Origin of the sequence: Streptomyces sp. NPDC006691 (assembly GCF_042869955.1) — a bacterium.
Classification (GTDB): Bacteria; Actinomycetota; Actinomycetes; order Streptomycetales; family Streptomycetaceae; genus Streptomyces.
The window spans coordinates 76,532-95,727 of record NZ_JBIAGW010000006.1; the positions used below are offsets into that span (position 1 = coordinate 76,532).

The following is a 19,196-nucleotide window of genomic DNA, read 5'->3' on the forward strand; positions in this document are numbered from 1 at the left end:
TCTCCCCTGCTGTGCGGCCCGGTTGGCCCCCCGCCGTACGGACCGGCGGCAGCCGTCAGTCCGTCGGGAGCGAGGTGACCGGGGCCGTCCTCAGATGGGCCGCGCCCGAGCGGACGGCCCAGCCGAAGACGCCCAGCGCGAGGACCGCCACCACCAAGGAGTCGTAGGGGGCCGGCAGCCGGCTCGAGCCGCCGAAGGTGCCGAGCCAGGAGAGCAGGGTCAGGGCAGCCAGGTGGAAGACGAGCCAGGCGCCGTGGCTCAGCTCCAGCCGGGTGGACCGGCCTTCGGCGTCCCGGCGCAGCATCAGGAACAGGGGGACGCCCGCGAGCACCAGGGGCAGGGCGAGCCGGAGGTGGTGCCAGCCCGACCAGTACACGAACTCGCTGGCCACCAGGAAGCTGATGGGCGCGATCCAGTGCACTCCCGGGACCTGGCCGTCCGCCAGCGGCAGCCCCCGCTCCCGGTCGTGGGCGCGGAACGCGGCGGCGGCCACGGCCGAGGCGGCGTACACGATGAGATACATGTCGCCCATCACGCTCACGATGTCCTGCCAGCCGCCGAACGGCAGCATGAAGACGATGATGACGAGCAGATTGAGGAGCAGCGCCCGGCGGGCCGTGCCGGAGCGGGGGTCGATCCGCATGAAGAAGCGGGGCAGCAGCCCGTTCTTGGCGAGGGCGTAGGTGTGCCGGGCGTCGATGGCGACGCCGACGTAGGCCGAGCCACCGGGTGAGACCACCGCGTCCGCGTACAGCAGGGTGGCGAGCCAGTGCAGGTTGAGCACGAGGGCGAGCTGGCCGAAGGGCGATTCGAAGTTCACGCCGTGCCAGCCGTGGCCGAGCAGCGAGTCTGGCACGGTGAACAGGAAGGCGAGTTGCAGGCCGAGGTAGACGAGCACGGCGAGCCCGATCCCGGTGAGCACCGCGAGCGGCACGGTACGACGGGGGTTGCGGGCCTCCCCGGAGAAGTCGAGTGGGGCCTGGAAGCCGTTGACGGAGTACACGATGCCGCCTCCGGCGAGCGCGGTCAGACAGGCCGCGTAGCCGTACGGGGCGAAGCCGCCGTGGTCGGTGAGGCGGCCGGAGTGGGTGCCGGAGAGGAACAGGGCGACCACGGTGAGGACCGGGATGAGGACCTTGAACAGGGACACCAGGTTGTTGAGGCGGGCGAAGGCGCGTACCGCGAACCAGTTGAGCGCGGTGAGGAGCACGCTCAGGCCGGTCGCCACGGCGAGGCCCGCGCCGGTGAGGCGGCCGTGGTCGTAGAGGCCGGGCAGGTAGTGCGCGGCGTACTGCATGATCGCGCTGATCTCCGCCGCGGTGCCGCCGACCGAGAGCAGCACCGACCAGCCCACGACGGTGCCGACCAGGCGCCCGCCGGCGTACAGCGGCCAGCGCACGGTGCCGCCGCCTTCGGGCCGGGTCGCGCCGAGTTCCACCATCACCAGGGCCACGAGTGCGCACAGCACGCCCGCCCCGACCCAGGACAGGAGCGCCGCGGGGCCGGCGGTCTGGGCGGCGAACATGGCGGCGAACAGCCAGCCCGAGCCGAGGATGTTGGAGAACCCGATGGCGGTCAGGCTCCAGAAGCCGAGTTCCTTGCGGAGCCGCCGCTCCTCGCCGAGCACCGTCAGGAGCTCGGAGTTGTCTTCCGCCTCGATCGGCCGCACGCGCACCCGCCTCCTTGCATGACTCGGGACACAAGAGTGCCCAGCGTGTCACGCCCCGCGCCGTGCGGACCCGAAGCAGGGGACAAGTCCCGGCGGTTTCGCGCGGGTGCTACCAGGTCTCCACGGCGTAGGTGACACCGGCGGTGTCGGTCTGGAGGCTCAGCTTCACGTCGCCGCTCGCGATGTCCACGTCGACCGTGCCGCTCGCCGCCTCGACCCGTACGGCCTCGATGTCGCGCCAGCCGGCGCCGTTGTGCAGGGCGACGCGGACCGAGCCGACCGCCGGAACATCGGTGATCTGGTCCATGCCGAGATGCAGCCGGCGGTTGAAAGCGGCCCATGCGGTGCCGTGCGGCAGCAGGACGACGGTGGGTTGGGTGCCGGGGTCGACGCGGCCGGTGATCCATTGGGGCATGTCGGTCTCCTGAGGCGGTGAGGGCTGGAACGAGAGCGTCCAGGCGCGCAGTTCACTGGTGCCGGCGAGGCGGCAGTAGTCGCGGTCGAGGCCGTTGGACTCGCCGTACTGGTGGAACAGCCAGTTCGCCTGGATCCCCGGGTCGCCGGCCGCGCGCCCGGCCGTGGCGATCCACAGGAAGTCGGCGTAGTAGCCGTCCTGGTCGACGTTCCACCAGTAGTCGAGGTTCGCGTACAGGCCGACGGGATTGTGCGGCAGGCGCCCCTTGACGTACTTCAACCAGGCGTCCTTGTAGGCGCGTTGGGTCGATTTCGCGACACGAGAGTTCGCCGTGTCGTAGCCCTCCCAGTCGAGGATCACGATGTCGCCGGGCTGCCAGTTGACCTGGTCGATGAAGTAGTTGGCCTCGGCCTGGGGGCTGTTGGCCATGTTGGGGTAGTGGTATCCGCCCCACACGAGCCCGTTGGCCTTGGCGTGGTCGCGCTGGGACACCCAGCTCGGGTTGATGTACGACAGCCCTTCGGTGACCTTGACGAAGGCGAAGGACAGGCCGCTCGTATCCGGTGTCGGCGACTGGTACGACGCCCAGTCCTGCCCGTAGATCCCCATGGGAGTCCTTCCGCGAGCCGGCGGAACCGGCTGTTCCTACCTGTTGCTTGCCCGTATTGGGGCAGGCCGACTCCCGAACGGGCGTGTCATGCACAGGTCTCCGGAAGATGCCGCGAAGGGCCGCCGACAGTGTCGGCGGCCCTTCGTCCAACGGGTGGTGCGGGTGTTATCCGGCGGCGCTCGCGCGGTTCCTGCGGCGGTGCACGGCGAGGGCGATGCCCACCCCTGCGGCGGCGAGCGCGGCGGCCGTGAGGCCGGCCGGCAGGAGGGCCGAGGAGGACCCGGTCCGGGCGAGGCTCTCACCGGCGGTCTGGGTCACCGGAGTGTTCCCGGCGCCGCCGGCGCTGGACGAGGCCTCCGAGCCAGCGGCGGGGGGAGCGGGATGCTTCGGGATGTCCCGGACCGACTCGACCGACCCGTCGGCGTTGAGCAGGACCTGCTTGCCGTTGGGGTGCTTGAAGTCGAAGGCCGAGGCGAGCGAACCGGCACGGGCGTCGAAGGAGGCGTCACCGATGCGGCCGGTGCCCCAGTTGTCCTCGATGAAGCGGGTGATGGACGCCTGCTCGGTCCGGGTGTGGTCGACCGAATTGACCTTGCTGTACGGAGAGATGACGAGCAGCGGCTGGCGGGTGCCGGGGCCGCAGCGGTCGGAGTAGCCGCCGGCCGCGGCGGGTCCGGCCTGGCAGGCGGGGCTGTCGGGGGCCTTGCCGTCGGAGCCGGGCCTGGTGTCCTTGGAGCCGTTCTGCGGCTTGGCGTAGGCGTGGTCGTACCAGCCGTCGGAATCGTCGTAGGCGACGACGACCGCGGTGTCCTTCCACTGCGGCGACTGCTGGATCTTGTTGATCTGCTCGACGAGGTAGTGCTGTTCGTCGATCGGGTCGGAGTAGGCGGCGTGGCCGTCCTGGTACTCCGGTGCCTTCAGGAAGCTCACCGCGGGAAGGTTGCCGGTCTTGAGCGCGGCGTCGAAGTCGGTGAGGTCGTAGTTGTGGTTGGCCTGCCCGTCGTGGCCGATCTCGGCGGTGTTCTTCGGCGGCAGGTGGTGCGGGTTGGACGTCGACGCGTAGTACTGGAAGGGCGCGTGGTGCGGGCTGTAGTCGATGGCCGCGGCGCCGCCCACATTGGCGTGGGTGGTACCCGAGCACTTCGCGTAGTGACCCTGCTCGCCGTCCCAGGCGGTGCTGGGCCGGAAGCCGCCCTGGAACCAGCCCCAGGTCACCTTCTGCCGGTTGAGCAGGTCACCGATGTTGCGGCCCTGCATCGCGGCCAGCGGGCTGGTGCTGGTGTGGTCCTTGCCCGAGCAGTCGTCGTAGGCCGGGTCCGGGTCGTTGACCAGGGTGCCGACGCCCTTGGCGTTCGGCGAGACCACCGCGTACGGGTCGGGCGTGGCGGTCTGCTTGGGGTGCTCGGTGCCGGAGGCCGCGTCGGTGGAGATCACGCCGTGGGTCTGCGCGGAGACGAGGTTGATGGCGCCCGGCGTCGAGGGGCCGTAGGTGCTGCTGAAGGAGTTGTCGCCGAGCGAGTAGTGCTGGGCGTAGTTCCACATCGCGGTGACGGTGTTGCCGTCGTAGTAGTCCATGACCAGGCCGGGCTCGCCGAACAGGTTGCCGGAGCACTTGCCGGAGTCGGTGTTCTGGACGTACTGGTCGGCCTTGCCGCCGTTGGCGGCGTACTGCTCGGGCCCGTAGCCGTGGTTCTGGTCGCAGGTCATGGCCTGCTCGGGGGTGAGCCGCTTGGGCGGGTACTGGTTGGGGTTCTCCGTCAGGAGCCCGGCGTTGCGCAGCGTGTTGATGTCCTTCGGGGTCCGCCGGTCGGCGGTGAACTTCGTGCCGTCGGTGTTGGCCGCAACCGGGTAGGCGCCGAAGTAGTGGTCGAAGGAGACGTTCTCCTGGAAGAGCACCACCAGGTGCTTGACCGGGGTCGCCGTCCGGCCGCCGGAGTGGTCCGCCGAGTCCGCCGCGGCCGGGGCCGTACCGCTCAGCAGGCCGATCGCCGCCGCTCCGGCGAACGCCCCCCATCGCCTGGCCCGCCGCCCCGGACCCACCGCGCTGCCTTTGCTGCCCATGCTCCGCGTGCCTCCACTGGCTTCCGGTCTCCGGCCGCCTTCGTGATGTCGTTGACGAAACGCGATGCTTCGCGCGGACCACTACACCGCGACGGCGACACCGTGTCCCCATGGTGAACAAGCAGTCAGGAAGATCAGGCCAAAACTTGACCCTCCGTTGGCGAAGTTCGCCCGGTCGGCGCAGCTCAGGCGAGCAGGGCGCGGCCGAACCAGTCGGTACGGTCCCGCACGCCGGGCAGCGCGAAGAAGTAGCCCCCGCCGAACGGCTTGATGTAGTCCACCAGCGGCTCGCCCTTGAGCCGTCCCTGTACGGTCTCGAACTGCCGGGCCAGGTCCTGCTGGTAGCAGCAGAAGACCAGCCCCAGGTCGAGGTCGCCGTTGCTGTCCATGCCCCGGTCGTAGTTGTAGCCGCGCCGCAGCATCCGCTGGTTCTCGCTGCTCTGCCCGGAGCGCGGATTGGCGAGCCGGATGTGGCTGTCCAGCGGGATCACGTCCCCCTTGGGGTCCTCGGCGAACTTCGGCACGTCGAACTCGGCGGAGCCGTCCAGTGGGGCGCCGGTGTCGCGGGCGCGCCCGAACATCCGCTCCTGCTCGCCGAGCGAGACCCGGTCCCAGAACTCCACCAGCATGCGGATGAGCCGCACCACCTGGTAGCTGCCGCCGGCCGTCCAGGCGGGCTCGGCACCTCCCCGGCCCACCCAGACGAGCCGGTCCATCGCGGCCGCGTCGGTGGCATCGGGGTTGGCGGTGCCGTCCTTGAACCCCATGTGGTTGCGGGGCGTTCCGCTGGGCCTCGGCGGGCTGGTGCAGCCGTCCATGCGCCAGCGCACCTGCATGCCGCCCCGGGTGTGCCGGGCGATGTCGCGCAGGGCGTGCAGCACGATGTCCGGGCTGTCCGCGCACAGTTGGAGGCTCAGGTCGCCGTGGCACCAGGCCGCGTCGAGGTCGTCGTCGGGGAAGGCCGGCATCGCGGTGAGCCGGGCCGGCCCCTTGCCCTTCAGGCCGTAGCGGTCGTCGAAGAGGGAGGCGCCGACACCCGTCGTGACGGTCACCCCGCCGGTGGGACCCTGCGGTCCGAGTACGCCGGAGTCGCTGGGCGGTGCGGTGATTCCGAGCGGGGCCGGCGTACCGCCGGTGGCCAGGAAGCGGGCCCGGTCGGTGAGGGTACGCAGCAGTTCCGTGAGCTCCCTGCGGTCCGCCGCGGTCACGTCGAAGGACACCAACGCCATTGCGCGCTGCGGAGGTTGGAGGATCCCGGCCTGGTGAACGCCGTGGAATTCCGGGTGCGTTACGGCCTGCTCCGCCGCTTCGCCGCGGGCCGGACGAGGGATGGCGCCGGACCGGGCGGCTCCGGTGACGCCGGCTCCGGTGACAGCGGCTCCGGTGACGGCGGTGCCCACCCCCGCGGCCGCACCCCGCAGGAAGCCGCGGCGCCGTACCTCGCTCATGTCGTCCTCCGCACGTCACAGATCGTCGCCACCGGGGCGAGGAGTTCCACCGTCTGCCCGATGTCGCTGTTGAGCCGTTGCCGGTCCCGGCGGCCGAGCCGGACCAGCGGTGTCCACTCCCCGTCGTGGTCGAAGCCGTCCAGGGTGTGCTGGGTGCGGTCGAGCCAGGTGTCGAGCTGCGGCAGGCCGGGGTAGCGGGTGGTGAGCAACGGCCTGAGCAGGTTGAGGAGTTCACGCGTGCCGTCGAGGTTGGCGCGGGCGGTGGCGAGGCTGGTGCCGCTGCCGTAGTCGGTGCGTCCGGTGAGCTCCGACTGCGCGGTGGCCTCCAGGATCTCGTGGGCGCGCAGACCCAGTTGCGCGGGGTCGAGCCGCACCTGGGGCCAGCTGTCGCGCAGGGCGTGCACGGCCTGGGCGAGCCGGTCGGCGTGAGCGCGCAGCGAGGCGGCGGACTCGCCGTGCCACAGCCCGTACTCGATCCGGTGGAAGCCCTCGAAGTCCCGGGCGGATGCCGCGTCCGCGGGGGCGGGGCCGGACCCGTTGATGGCCGCGTCGGCGTCGCCGAACGCGTCGTACGCGGCGCCCATGCGTGCGTAGACGAGGTGCGCGGGCAGCCACGCGGAGCGGGCCGCGTCGAGGTCGCCGTCGTCCAGGGCACGCTTCAACGCATCGGTGCGGTCCGTGAGTTCGACCGTCTTCGTCGTGATCCAGCGCTGGTAGACGAGGGCCACCGGGATGAGGTCGTGCTGGGTGACCGGGACCGCGGCCGGACCGCCGCCGGTGCGCGCGCCCGCGACCTTCACGGTGGGGCCGGTCACGGCGTCGGCGTCGTCCGGCAGGCATCTGAAGGCGTAGGAGCCACCGCCCAGGGCTACCCGCATCTCTCGGGTCGAACCGGGAGCGAGACCCTCGATCTCCCCGTACACGGCGCCGGTCGCGGGGTCGGTGAGGTCGACCTCGGCGGCGGTCGAGGAGGTGTTGCGCAGCGCGAAGACCTGAGGGCCCGCCGTCCCGCCGCTCCAGCCCCGCCCGCAGGAGCCGGTCGACACCTCGACGGTGGTGGGGCCCTGGGCGGCCGGGTGCTTCGCGTCCGGGCCGTTGTCGCCGAACGGGCCGAGTGCCCAGACGCTCCCGCCCACCACGACGGCGAGCACGGCCAGAGCGGCCCCGAGGCGACGGCCGCCGGCCGGCCGGGCCCGCCGAAACCGTGCCCCGGGCCCTTCCTCGGGCTCGGCCGGGTGCTCTACCAGCCCCCGGTCGGGGTCGCTCATCACGGCACTCCGTTCGTGTCGGCAGGGGAGGCAGCGCGAGGCGGCGTGAGGAAACCGCCGCGCGTACCGGCCCGCTCCTGCCTCGTGCCGGCCCGCTCATGCTAGGCATCCCGCCCGGCCCGAACACTCATCCGGGCGGGCGCGTGTCCAGATTTGCTGCTGAGTTCACCTCCACGTCACCGGTCCCGACCCCGAACGGTCCTGACCCGAGCGGCTCACGTCCCGAGCGGCTCACGTCCCGGACTGCGCGGGTTACGCCGCGTCTCCGCCGACCCGAATCACGATCTTGCCGTGGGTGTGGCCCGCCTGGCTGAGTTCGAACGCGTCCGCCAGACGCTCCAGCGGGAACGTCTCGGCGACGGGCACCCTGAGCTCGCCCGCGTCCGCGAGCGAGGCGAGCGCTTCGAGCCCGGGCCCGTCGGGGCGCACCCACATCCACTGGCCGCCCGCCTCCATCACGGACGGGTCGGCGATCGAGGCGTGCCGGCCGCCCTCGCGCAGGACCGCCCGGGTGACGTCGAGCACCCCGCCCACGTAGTCCACGACGACGTCGACGCCGTCGGGGGCCAGCGCCCGGACGCGGTCGGCGACGCCGTCGCCGTATGTCACCGGTTCGGCCCCCAGTTCGCGCAGCCGGTCGTGGTTGCGCTCGGAGGCCGTGCCGATGACGCGCGCGCCGAGGGCCTTCGCGATCTGTACGCCGAAGGTGCCCACGCCGCCGGCGGCACCGTGCACGAGCACCGTGTCGCCCTTGCCGGTGCCGAGCCGGGTCAGGGTCTGGCGCGCGGTGAGCCCCGCGAGCGGGAGGCCCGCCGCCTCCTCCCAGCTCAGGGACCGGGGCTTGCGGGCCAGCGCCCGTACGGGGACGGTGACGTACTCGGCGAAGGTGCCGCCGTGCACGTAGTCCTTGCGGGCGTACGCGAACACCTCGTCCCCCTCCGTCCACTCGGGGGTGTCGATGCCCACGCGCTCCACCACACCGGCGACGTCCCAGCCCGGGACCACCGGGAAGACGGTGTCCATCATGCCGTCGAGGCCGCCGGACATGATCTTCCAGTCGACCGGGTTGACGGACGCGCAGCGCACCCGTACGACCACCTCGCCGGGGCCCACCTTGGGCTGGGGCTGCTCGGTCAGGCTCAGGACGGAGTTGTCCCCGTACGAGGAGTACGTCATGGCCTTCATGGTGCTCTTCTCGGTGCTTGCGGAGCTGGTGGGCATCGCGTGCTCTCTCCCGATGTCGAGGTGGGCGGGACGGGGCGCGCTGGGGCGGCCCGCCCGGTTCCTACGATTCTGGTGCGCGCCGCGCGGACGCGCTCCCCGGGCGGACTGCTCGCCCGCCCGGGTGCGCGTACCCGGGTGGCCCAGCGGCATCCCCGGGGACAGGGCGCCGGTTTTGTCCGGGCTTGCGTCCCGGGCCGGGAGCGCCCCGGCCGGCGCGGGGTCACCGGGCCGGGGTGTGGCCTCGGTGGCTCAGCCCGCGTAGACGTCCTCCACGTACCGGCCCTCCGCCGTGAGGCGGTTCAGCCAGGCCTCGGCCGCCTCGGCCGAGGCCGCGGTGCGCCGCGCGTACAGCTCGCGGAAGGCGGCGCGTACACCGGGCGCCATCCGGTTGCCGTCGCCGCACACATATACCCGGGCGCCCGCCTCCAGGAGCGGCCAGAGGTCGTCCGCGTCCTCGGCGATGCGGTGCTGCACGAAGCGGCCGGCGCCCTGGGCGGGGGCGCTGAAGGCGGGGCGCAGCGAGACGGCTCCGGACAGTTCGGCACCCCGCAGTTCGTCGGCGTGCAGGAAGTCGGCGTCCGGGGCGTCACAGCCGAAGTACAGGACGGCCGGGGCGGGTTGAGTGACCGTCAGGCGATCGGCGACGACACCCCTGAAGGGGGCGAGGCCGGTGCCCGCCGCGACCATGATGACCGGCTCGGGGGCGTCGGGCGCGATGCGGAAGGCCTCGCGGCAGGGCTGGATCCGGGCGAGGACGGTGTCGCCGGGCCGCAGCGCGTGCAGATGTCCGGAGCCGGTGCCGCCCGGGTTGAGCGAGATCATCAGGTCGACGTGGCGCGGGTCGCGGGCGGGCGAGGAGGACACCGAGTAGGGGCGGGGCCGCAGCGGGGGCAGCAGCTCCAGGAGGGTGGGCCAGTCGAGGGCGCCGCGCAGCGCGGGGTGGTCCTCGATGAGGCCGAGCAGGGGGCGCGGGTCGTCGGCCGGGAGGTGTTCGAGGGCGGCGCGCTCGGGCGGGCAGGGGTTGTGCGCGGCGAGCAGGTCGATCTGGCCGCGGGTCGGACGGCCGCCCAACTCGACGTAATGGGTGAGGAGTTCGCGTACGGACAGCGGTCGGTCGACCGGCAGTGCGGCAGGCGCCGCGCCCGGTGCGTGGATGCTCAGGACGGTGTCGAGGTCCACGCCGAGGGCGGTGGCGGCCCGGGAGACGACCGCCGGGGAGTTCTCGGGCAGCACGGTGAGGTGGTCGGCGGTGCGGTAGCCGACGCCGTCCGGCAGGGACAGGCGTACGAAGCGCTTGGGCCTGGGGTGGCCCGGCGCCGTCAGGTCGCGCGCCTCGGTGACGGTCATCTCAAGGAGGCCGTGTCGTGCGGCGAGGGCCTCGCGCGGCCCGCCGGTGACCTCGGTGACGGTGTACCGGGCCTCGACGGGCGGGGCGGCCGCGCCGGCGCTCTCGGGATCGCCGTACCGCACCAGCAGCTCCACGCGCAGTGCGGCCGCGAACTCATCCACTGTTCCCATGAGTTCACCGGAGGCATCGGCCTCGGCGCGAGGCAGCAGCCGGTCACCGCCGAGCGCCGCGAGACGTTCGTCGATGAGGGTGGGCACGCGCTGGTAGGTCGCGGCCCAGTTGCGGTCGCCGACGCCGAGCACCGCAAACGGGACGCCGTCGGCGGTGCCGGCCGCGGCCTCCTCGATCCAGCGGACGAAGCGCGCCGCGTCGTCGGTGGGCTGCCCGTTGTAGGAGGCGGCGACGATGACGACGGGACGGTCCTCGGGCAGCGTGCCCGCGTGGGCGTCCAGCGGCGCGATCTCGGTGGCAAGGCCGAGACCGGCCGCTTCGGCGGCGAGCCGTTCGGCGAGTTCGCGGCAGGTGCCGTAGTTCGTGCCGTGCAGGAGCAGCAGGCCGGTTCCCTGGTGCACCCGGGAGGGCAGCTCGGGTCCGTCGGCGGTCCCGGAAGCCGCGGCGGTCACGGCGCCGGGAAGCGCGAGCCGGTTCAGGGCCCGGTCGGCGGGGGTGCGCGGGATCAGGGAGAGGGTCAAGCCCTCGGGCTTGAGGGTGAGGGTCTCCTTGATGCGCAGCTGGTAGTCGGTGGAATCGACGAATCGGTAGCGGTGGGCGAGCAGCGCGAGCAGCATGGTCGCCTCGTGGAGCGCGAACTGCCGCCCGATACAGGCCCGTTCACCGGTGCCGAACGGCTTGTAGGCGTGCGGGGAGCGGGCCGCCTCCGCCTCGGGGGTGAACCGCGCGGGGTCGAACAGCTCCGGGTTGTCGCCCCAGGCCGGGTCGCGGTGCAGCATTGGCGTGAGCACCGTGACGAGGCCACCGGCGGCGACCGGGACGCGGCCGCCGAGCAGGGTGTCCGCGCGGGCCTGCCGGGTGAACGCGGCCGCCGTGGGCCACAGGCGCAGGGTCTCGCTCAATACCTGACGGGTGAAGCGCAGCTTGCCGATGTCCTCGAAGGAGGGCTCCGGGTCGGGGGTGTCGCCCCACAGCTCGTCGGCCTCGCGCTGGACCAGCCGCAGCGCGGTCGGGTCCTTCAGGAGGTGGTAGAGCGCGAAGGACAGGGTGCCCGATGTGGTCTCGTGACCGGCGATGAGGAAGGTGATGACCTGGTTGCGGATGTTGGCCGGGTCCAGCGTGGTGCCGTCCCCGGGGTGCTTGGCGCCCAGCATCAGGCCGAGCAGGTCGTCCACGGAGGTGTCCCCGCTCTCGGTGCGGGCGGCGATCACCTCGTCCACCACCGAGGCGAGATAGGCCGAGTCCCGTTCGAACTCCCGGTCCACCGCGCTGTGATCGGTGCCCGGGGCACGCCCGATGCGCTTCATGCTCCACTCCAGACAGCGCACCATCGCCTCGACGAAGGGGTGCGGGGTGTCCCGTCCGAAGGAGTCGAAGTCGAAGCCGAAACCGGCGAGTCCGATGGTGTCCAGGGTCATCCGCGTCATGTCGTCGGCGACGTCCACGGCGGTGTCCTGCGATGCCCGCCGGTCCCAGCTGTCGATCACCCGGCGTGCGACGCGAAGCATCGCCGGGTGGTAGGTGCGCATCGAGCCGAGCGCGAACGCCGGCATGAGGATGTCATGTGCCTTGGCCCAGTTGGGCTCGTCGTTGTAGGCGGTGAACAGGCCGTCGCCCGCGAACTCGCGTACGTGGTCGAGGACCTTCGAGATGCCCTTGACGAAGCGGGTCTCGTCCGCGAGTTCGGTGACCAGGTCGAGCGAGCCGACGAAGAGCACCTGGTGTTCGTGGAGGCGCCGCCGGAAGACCGGCCCGTGCTCGCGGGCCAGGTCCATGGCCTGCTGGATGGGGGTCGGGGTGGGACCGTCCGCCGAGATGTCCACCAGGGGGACGGTGGCATCGACGGCGGGGCTCACGGGAGTGGGGATCGGGATCGTGTCCGTCATGCCTCAAGCCTCGCCCTCCCGGTGCCCGGGTCCGGGGACGACGACTGCATGATTGTGCAGTGGTTTCTCGCGTCCGGTACTTGCGGACGGACCGGCGAAGGAAGGTGGCACGCGGCATGGCCGACTGGCAGGCGGTGCAGGAGGAGGAGCTGGGCGCCTGGCGCAACCACTTCCTGAACCTTCTCGACCGCATTCCGCTGCCGATCGCGGTCTGCACGATCGACGGTGAGATGCACGTCGCCAATCCCGCGATGGCCGCCGAATGGGGCACCACGCCCGGCCGGCTGCGCGGCCGGGCCCTGCGCGACCTGTTCACCCCGCGTACCGAGGGGCAGATCGAGCGGCTGGTGGCCGCCCTGCGGGCGGGGCGCACGTCGCGCTATCGCATCGAGGTGAGCTGGCCCGGCAAGGACGGTGCCGTGCGCACGGGCGAGTTCACCATCGATCCCATCAGGACCGTCTCCGAGCCCGTTCCCGTCCTGTTGGCCCTGCTGTACGTTCACGACGAGCGGCCCGGGCCAGCACCGTCGCCGGGCAGCACGGTGAACGCGACACAGGCCCGCATCCTGGCACTCGCCGCGTCCGGCGCGACCACGGCCACCATCGGCAAGGCCCTCGGCCTGACCGTCGACGGCGTCAACTACCACTTGGCGCGGCTGGCGCGGCGCTGGCGCGTCCAGGGCCGAACAGCCCTGGTGGCGAAGGCCTATGCGCTCGGCGTGCTGACTCCCGGCCGCTGGCCGCCGGAACCTGCGGAGGGGCTCGTCGCCCCGTGAGCCTGGGGCCCTTGGCCCGTGAGCCGAGGGCCCCCTTGGCCCGTGAGGCGGGTGCTGATCGGCCCGTGAGGGGGTCTCATCCGCCCCGGGCCGAACTGCGGTCGCCCCCACGTTTCTTAGACCCCTCTTACAACTCTTCACTATCACTGCGCCATGGACATCAACTCGGGGAAGTCTTCCATCGCGCGTCCCGGCCGGCGACGTGCCCGGCGCACCCTGCTCGTACTCGCCGTCGCCACGGCCCTGGCAGGCGGCCTCACCCCGGCCGCGGCGGCCGGACCCGCGCACGCGGCCGGGGTCCGCGTCCAGGGCGGACGCGTGGAGCTGCCGATCGCCGGAGGCACGGCCACCATCGACCCCGCCACCCTGCGCATCGACGCCCGCACCGACGACGGCCGCACCCTGCGCGTCTCCGACCCGGCGGCCGACTCCCCCGGCGACCCCGGCCGGGTGACCGCCTCGGGCCGGAGCGCCCAGTGGTCCTATCCGGGGCAGGGGTTGCGGGCCCGGGCGAGCGTCGAGCACGGCAGGCTGCTGGTCACCCTCACCGCCGATCGCGACACGACCCTGGCCTGGCCGGTCACGGGCACGGATCCCGCCTCCTCCGCGCTCCAACTCCCGCGCGGCGAGGGCCTTTCGCTGCCGGTCGCCGATCCGTTCTGGAACTCCGCGCGCGCTCAACTCGTGGGCTCCGATGAGGACATGGCCTCCCAGCTCACGCTGCCGGCCTGGGGCTACACGCTCGGCGGCGGCCGGGGCGTCAGCTATCTCGCGCCCACCGACATCGACACCTCTCTCGGCTACTCCTCGCAGGGCGGCCGTCTTCGCACCACGGCCAAGCACATCTTCTCCGGCGGCAACGCGACCCGCGCCTACACCGTCGCCTTCTCCCTCACCGACGGCTCGCCCGTGGCCGCCGCCGTCGACTACCGCCGCTGGCTCGCCGAGCACGGCCGGCTCGGCAGCCTGAGCGACAAGATCCGCGCGAACCCGGAGACGGGCAGGCTGCTCGGCGCCTTCCACGCCTACGCCTGGGGCGGCGACCGCACGGCTACGGGGATCGGCCATCTCAAGTCCCAGGGAATTTCCCGGCTTTGGCTCGGTTACGACGCCGACGACGCCCCGATGAAGAGCGCGGACGTCGCCGCCGCCACGAAGGCCGGGTACCTGGTCGGCCCGTACGACTCGTTCGCCAACGGCCGCGACAAGGGCCCCGACACTCCCCCGAACTCGGTCTGGCCCGACGGCGTCTACCCGTCCTTCTGTGTGCGGCGGGCCGATGGCACCCCCCAGCCCGGCTTCCACCAGCAGGGCTGCTATCTCAGCTCGGAGGCCTTCGAACAGGGCGAGCAGCAGCGGCACTTGCTCGCGGACCGCACCCGCTCACTGGTCGCGAACGGCGCGCGCAGCTACTTCCTGGACGTGGACGCGGCGGGCGAGCTCTTCCGCGACCATGACGCCGGGCACCCGATGACCATGGCCCAGGACCGGGCCAACCGGCTCGCCCGGATGGGGCGCCTGACCGACGGCTCGTACGCCGGGACCGCGCGGCGCACCCCGCTGGTGCTCGGCTCGGAGTCGGCCGGAGCCTGGGCCAACCAGGTCCTCGCGTTCGACCACGGCTCGGGCACCCCCGTCGACGGGCGGCTCTGGCCGATGGAGAACGGCCACTTCGACAGCGCGCCCAACCAGCCCAAGGACGACACGGCGTGGGGAGGGTACCTGCCTGCCGGAGCACCCGACACCTTCTTCAAGCCCGTGCGGGTGAGCGACTTCGAGCCGGAGCACCGGGCGGCGGTCGCGGACGCACTCAAGGCGATGTACGACCCGGCCTATCGCGTACCGCTGTACGAGACCGCGCTACACGGCTCGCTGATCAACGTGGAGCGCTGGGAGCTGCCGTTCGGCAAACTGCCCGAGGAGAAGACGACCCGGGCGCTGCTCGCGATGCTCTACAACACCCCGCTGAACTTCGTGCTCAGCGACAAGGACCGGCGCGCCGAGCAGAACGTGCACGAACTCGCCGCGCTCCAGCGCTACTTCGCGCCGCTGCACCAGGCGGCGGCAACCAAGGAGCTGACCTCGTTCGACTGGCTCACGTCCGACCGCACCGTACAGCGGACCGCGTTCGGGGACGGGACGCTCACCGTCACCGCCAACTTCGGCACCGCCGCCCATGACGGCCTTCCGGGCGGCTGTGTCGACGCGACCCTGAAGGGCGGCAAGCCCCAGCGGCTGTGTCCGGCCGACGTGGTCTCGTGACACGGCCGGCCGCTCCCCGGCCCGGCTGGCCGAAAGGGCGCTCTGGCCGATCCCCGCGTACGGCGACAGGATGCCTCGCCCGAGCCGGAACCGTACCGGCGTGGTCGTAGGGAGTCACGGGCCATGGAATCCAGACGAAGACTGACCCGGCGCAGCGTGTTACGGACGGGGCTCGGCGCCGGGGGGCTCGCGGCAGCGTCACAGCTGCTGCCGTTCCTGCCCGGCGGCGGTCCCCGCCCCGCCTGGGCCGCGGCACCGGAGGCCCGGAACGTGGCCGGGGTCTCCTTCCCCGACTGGGCCCGGTACGCCCGGCTCGCGGACGGCACCTTCGACGACGACGCCGATCCCCAGCGCGACATGCTGCCGGTCATCAACCGGCTCAAGGCGCAGAACGTGAGCGTGATCGAGCTCGACACCGTCCTGTCGAACTGGCTGACCGACCAGGAGTTCGCCGCGCACATGGCGAAGGTGAAGAGCTTCGTCGCGCTGGCCCACGCCGCGGGCCTGCGGGTGGTCATGTACTACCCCTCGCTCGAACTCATCAGCCCGGGCGGCGAGAAGGGGCCGTCGTTCTACAAGAACGGCGGCGGCAAGGACTGGGTGCAGCGCGGACTCGACGGGCAGCCCAACGTGTTCTACGGCAGCCTCGTCGTCTGGGTGGATCCCGGTGACGAGAGCTGCTGGCTCAGCCCCAACTCCCCCTGGCGCAATTACTACTTGGGGCGTGTGCGCGGGCTTGCCGCGACGGGCGTCGACGCGATCTGGCCGGATGTGCCCATCTACTTCGACGGGGCGCTGAGCTGGTGCGACGCCTCCACGTGGGCGGCCGACGCGTTCCGCTCCGACACCGGCCTGGAACTCCCCCGCACCGCGGACTTCGCGAACCCCGGCTTCCGACGCTACGTCGAGTGGCGCCACCGCAACCTGTCGGCCTTCCAGCTCGACATCGCCGCCGCCGGCCGCTCCGTCAACCCGGACCTGGTCACCTTCGTCGAGACCGTGACCATGGACTACCAGTACGCGTCCCTCATCGGCCTGGACGGCGCGCAGCTGCGCCGCGCCGAAGGCGTCAGCCAGGTCTGGGAGGTGGACATCCTCGGCAACTACGACGGCATGCGGCACGCCACGGCGAGCGACTGGACCTGCCTGATCTCGATGTACAAGTACGCGCGGGCCGCCAGCGGCACGAAACCGGCCTGGGCCTTTTCCTACGGCTGGAAGGCCGACGACGCCTCCCTGGTGATGGCCGAGTTGCTCGCGGCGGGCTGCAACCCGTACGAGGTGAAGAGCCCGTTCAAGGACCAGAGCACCGACACCGCGATGCGGACCCGCATGTTCGGGTTCGTCGCGGCGCATCAGGAGCGCTTGTTCGACGCCGTCCCCGGGGCGGCGGTCGGCGTGTACCACTCCTCGGGCAGCCGCGACTTCGTGAGCCCGGTGCCGGGCAGCGGCATGTACGTGAACACCAAGCCGCCGGCCGGCGTCAGCGACTGGTGGAGCTTCGAGAGCTCCGAGGAGAGCTGCACCCAGCAGAAGTGGCTCGGCGAGTTCCGCGGCACGATCAAGGCCCTGGTGTACGCGCACATCCCGTTCGACACCGTGCCGAGTCCCGGCCTGGACGCCGCCGACCTGTCCGGCTACCGCGTCCTATACCTGCCCAACCTCCAGGCGGTCGCGGACCCGGAGGCCGAGGTGCTGCGCGCCTTCGTGAAGGCCGGCGGCACGGTCGTCGTGACGGGCCCTGCGCCCACGGCCCTCGACGCGTTCGGCGCGGCGCGGGCCGAGTACGCGCTGGCCGATGTGCTCGGCTTCCACCGGGCCGACCCGCTGCCGGCCACCAGCCGGCACACCTACGGGGCCGGCACCTGCTGGTACTTCAAGGACCTGCTCGGGCTCTCCTATCTGGCGCACACGGACGCGCCGAGCGCCGACCGGCTGCTCGACCCCGTACGCACCGCCGCGCCGCCGGCCGTGTCGCTGGCCGGCGACCGGCGGATCCATCTGGAGCTGAGCCGGTACGGCGACGACACCGTGGTGCAGCTCGTCAACTTCACCCAGTTCGGCGAGAGTCCCGGCCCCTTCACCACGACCCCGGCCGCCTGCACGGTCTCGCTGACGATCCCGGCGGGCAAGCAGGTGACGGCCGCCGCGGTGAGTTCACCGGACGGTGTCTCGCCCGCCCCGGTGCCGGTGGGGTGGAAGGTGAACGGCACGACGGCGAGCGTGGACCTGACGGTCATTCAGTACTCGCTGCTCACGGTCACCTTGCGCTGATCCGGGGCGCCGGAGCGGGACCGGCCCGGTGTCGCTCAGCGGTGGGCGCACCTCGCCGCCGGGACGGGCCCGCCCCCGCACGGCTCAGCGGTGGGCGTAGCGGTTCTCGAAGTCCCGCCAGTCCGCCTCCAGTTTCCACTGGACCGTCGCCTTGGCGCTGGCCTTGAGGAAGCCGCGGCAGGCGGCACTGGGCAGCCGGTGCGAGTCGGGGGTGTCGTGGGCGCAGGGCTTCGCGAAGGCGTCGTAGCGGTCCTGCTCCTGCCACAGGTCGCGGCCCTCGATGAAGGCGTGGTCGAGGGAGGCCCGCACCAGGGTGCGCAGCTGGGCGACGGTCAACCCCTGGTCGGTGACGGCCTGTTGGAAGACGGCGGTGAGGTCGCTGCGGCTGACGCCCGGGTCGTCGGTGGCCAGCGCGACCGGGACGCCCGCGTCGAGGTAGGTGCGCAGCGGGTGGCGGTCGCCGCTGACGCGCAGGATCTGGGCGTTGCTGACGAGGGGCGCCTCGACGAGGACGTGCTGCCGGCGCATCCGCGCGGCCAGGGCCTCCGGGTCCTTCTCCTCGGCGAGGTCGACGCCATGACCGATCCGGTCGGCGCCGGCCACGTCGACGGCCTCGTTGATGTGGAAGGTCAGATCGCGTCCGCCGACGCCGTTGAGGCCCGCGACGAGTTCGCCCGCGTGCAGACTCACCCGCACCTCGGGGGAAACCGACTTGAGGTAGCGGACCATCCTCATGTGCAGGGTGTAGTCGCGCAGCGCGATGGGCGCGTCCTCCGGCTGCACCATGTTCACTCCGACGACCCCGCCGAGGTGGTGGCGTACGAGCTCGAAGCCGAGGGTCTGCTGGGCGAAGACGTAGCGCGGGTCCTGGGCCCGCAGCACCTGGTAGTCGAAGCGGATCGCGACCCGGCAGGCCTCGGGAGCGCCAGGGGCGTCACAGCCCAGGACTCCGCGGGCGTCGCGGACGCTGCGGTCGGTGTCGTCGGCCACCTGCCGGACGAGCGCCTGGAACCGCGGGTTCGCGGTCAGCGTGGCGTGGAAGGCGGCGAGATCGGCCGGGCCGGGGTCCTTCGGCAGGATGCGGTCGACGAGCTGGTTCAGCGGGCCGGCCCCGGGGGTGATCAAGGTCTCCAGATAGGCGCTGTGCTCCTTCGCGGAAGCGCGGGCCGCCTCGGCCAGCATGTCCGCGTCGTGACCGGTGGCGGCCTCCTGGAACTTCCCGAACGTGTCGAAGAAGTGGTCGTGGCCGGGCTGGGGATCGCCGTCGGGCGGCAGGACGAAACCCTGCATCGACCATGCCTCGATGACGCCGCGCCGGAACGGCCCGGACGCCAGCGCGTCACGCGCCGGGCGCTGTCCGGCCGCGCAGGGGGCGGTGGCGGACGTGACGACGTAGGTCGCGGTGTCGATGCACTTGCCGTCCTTCGCCGCATACCCGATCAGCGACTCGGCGCGCACCGCGCCGGACAGATGGTGGTGCAGATCGCCGCCTTTGGGCAAGTCCGCCAGGAACTCCCTGAGTTCGCCCGGCGAGTGCGCGGTGCGCCCCAAGTACGCCTCTACTGAAGCTTGTTGGCCGCCGTGCTCGCCCCGCCCGTCCGACGGGACCGCGGCCGTCGCAGGCAGCACCCCCAGGGCCACGCCCAACGCCGTGGCCGCGGCGAGCACCGGCCACCGGATCGCGTACCTCTTGCGCATGTTCCGTTCCCTCTCGTCGTTCACTTCCGCGTCCCATCATTCATTGATCCGGGGGTCGGGACCAAAGTCCCTATACTGCGGGTCCG

At 72.1% G+C, this 19,196-nt stretch carries 11 protein-coding genes; 3 read left to right on the top strand and 8 right to left on the bottom strand.

What is annotated here, in order from left to right; translation table 11 throughout:
• Positions 1 to 55: 55 nt before the first annotated feature.
• The 7 genes from ACFYNP_RS15865 to ACFYNP_RS15895 all read right to left on the bottom strand — a co-directional run bounded on the left by ACFYNP_RS15865 (position 56) and on the right by ACFYNP_RS15895 (position 12,100).
• A complete protein-coding gene (locus ACFYNP_RS15865; protein ID WP_388786273.1) occupies positions 56 to 1,660 on the bottom strand; it encodes an APC family permease in 1,605 nt (534 codons plus the stop codon).
• A 118-nt stretch (positions 1,661 to 1,778) separates the two neighbouring features.
• Positions 1,779 to 2,693, bottom strand: a complete 915-nt coding sequence (locus ACFYNP_RS15870) for a glycoside hydrolase family 25 protein (protein ID WP_388785885.1) — start codon at positions 2,691 to 2,693, stop codon at positions 1,779 to 1,781.
• Between the two features lie 166 nt (positions 2,694 to 2,859).
• The gene (locus ACFYNP_RS15875) at positions 2,860 to 4,755 is read right to left on the bottom strand and encodes a phospholipase C (protein ID WP_388785887.1); all 1,896 of its coding nucleotides are present in this window, start codon (positions 4,753 to 4,755) and stop codon (positions 2,860 to 2,862) included.
• Between the two features lie 185 nt (positions 4,756 to 4,940).
• The gene (gene efeB, locus ACFYNP_RS15880; RefSeq protein WP_388785889.1) at positions 4,941 to 6,203 is read right to left on the bottom strand and encodes an iron uptake transporter deferrochelatase/peroxidase subunit; all 1,263 of its coding nucleotides are present in this window, start codon (positions 6,201 to 6,203) and stop codon (positions 4,941 to 4,943) included.
• Positions 6,200 to 7,471 (bottom strand): imelysin family protein, encoded by a 1,272-nt coding sequence (locus ACFYNP_RS15885; RefSeq protein WP_388785891.1) that lies wholly within the window; start codon positions 7,469 to 7,471, stop codon positions 6,200 to 6,202. The genes efeB and ACFYNP_RS15885 overlap by 4 nt, the downstream gene beginning before the upstream one ends.
• A gap of 252 nt (positions 7,472 to 7,723) precedes the next feature.
• On the bottom strand, positions 7,724 to 8,656 hold the full coding sequence (locus tag ACFYNP_RS15890; RefSeq protein WP_388409745.1) for an NADP-dependent oxidoreductase: 933 nt from the start codon (positions 8,654 to 8,656) through the stop codon (positions 7,724 to 7,726).
• 288 nt (positions 8,657 to 8,944) lie between these two features.
• Positions 8,945 to 12,100, bottom strand: a complete 3,156-nt coding sequence (locus ACFYNP_RS15895) for a cytochrome P450 (RefSeq protein WP_388785893.1) — start codon at positions 12,098 to 12,100, stop codon at positions 8,945 to 8,947.
• Positions 12,101 to 12,216: 116 nt separating this feature from the next.
• On the opposite strand from ACFYNP_RS15895, the gene ACFYNP_RS15900 reads away from it, so the two are divergent.
• The 3 genes from ACFYNP_RS15900 to ACFYNP_RS15910 all read left to right on the top strand — a co-directional run bounded on the left by ACFYNP_RS15900 (position 12,217) and on the right by ACFYNP_RS15910 (position 17,412).
• Positions 12,217 to 12,876, top strand: coding sequence for a PAS domain-containing protein (locus tag ACFYNP_RS15900; RefSeq protein ID WP_388785895.1), 660 nt, complete (start codon positions 12,217 to 12,219; stop codon positions 12,874 to 12,876).
• 153 nt (positions 12,877 to 13,029) lie between these two features.
• On the top strand, positions 13,030 to 15,138 hold the full coding sequence (locus tag ACFYNP_RS15905) for a glycoside hydrolase (RefSeq protein ID WP_388785897.1): 2,109 nt from the start codon (positions 13,030 to 13,032) through the stop codon (positions 15,136 to 15,138).
• Between the two features lie 123 nt (positions 15,139 to 15,261).
• Positions 15,262 to 17,412, top strand: a complete 2,151-nt coding sequence (locus tag ACFYNP_RS15910) for a beta-galactosidase trimerization domain-containing protein (protein ID WP_388785898.1) — start codon at positions 15,262 to 15,264, stop codon at positions 17,410 to 17,412.
• Positions 17,413 to 17,496: 84 nt separating this feature from the next.
• Here ACFYNP_RS15910 and ACFYNP_RS15915 read toward each other — a convergent pair whose 3' ends face one another.
• Entirely contained in the window at positions 17,497 to 19,110 is a 1,614-nt protein-coding gene (locus ACFYNP_RS15915; protein WP_388785900.1) for an adenosine deaminase, read from the bottom strand.
• Positions 19,111 to 19,196: the final 86 nt, after the last annotated feature.

Excerpts from the sequence above, each read along its gene's own strand:
- ACFYNP_RS15870 (WP_388785885.1), bottom strand. The coding sequence starts at position 2,693 with ATGGGGATCTACGGGCAGGACTGGGCGTCGTACCAGTCGCCGACACCG.
- ACFYNP_RS15875 (WP_388785887.1), bottom strand. The coding sequence starts at position 4,755 with ATGGGCAGCAAAGGCAGCGCGGTGGGTCCGGGGCGGCGGGCCAGGCGA.
- efeB (WP_388785889.1), bottom strand. The coding sequence starts at position 6,203 with ATGAGCGAGGTACGGCGCCGCGGCTTCCTGCGGGGTGCGGCCGCGGGG.
- ACFYNP_RS15885 (WP_388785891.1), bottom strand. The coding sequence starts at position 7,471 with ATGAGCGACCCCGACCGGGGGCTGGTAGAGCACCCGGCCGAGCCCGAG.
- ACFYNP_RS15890 (WP_388409745.1), bottom strand. The coding sequence starts at position 8,656 with ATGAAGGCCATGACGTACTCCTCGTACGGGGACAACTCCGTCCTGAGC.
- ACFYNP_RS15895 (WP_388785893.1), bottom strand. The coding sequence starts at position 12,100 with ATGACGGACACGATCCCGATCCCCACTCCCGTGAGCCCCGCCGTCGAT.
- ACFYNP_RS15900 (WP_388785895.1), top strand. The coding sequence starts at position 12,217 with ATGGCCGACTGGCAGGCGGTGCAGGAGGAGGAGCTGGGCGCCTGGCGC.
- ACFYNP_RS15905 (WP_388785897.1), top strand. The coding sequence starts at position 13,030 with ATGGACATCAACTCGGGGAAGTCTTCCATCGCGCGTCCCGGCCGGCGA.
- ACFYNP_RS15910 (WP_388785898.1), top strand. The coding sequence starts at position 15,262 with ATGGAATCCAGACGAAGACTGACCCGGCGCAGCGTGTTACGGACGGGG.
- ACFYNP_RS15915 (WP_388785900.1), bottom strand. The coding sequence starts at position 19,110 with ATGCGCAAGAGGTACGCGATCCGGTGGCCGGTGCTCGCCGCGGCCACG.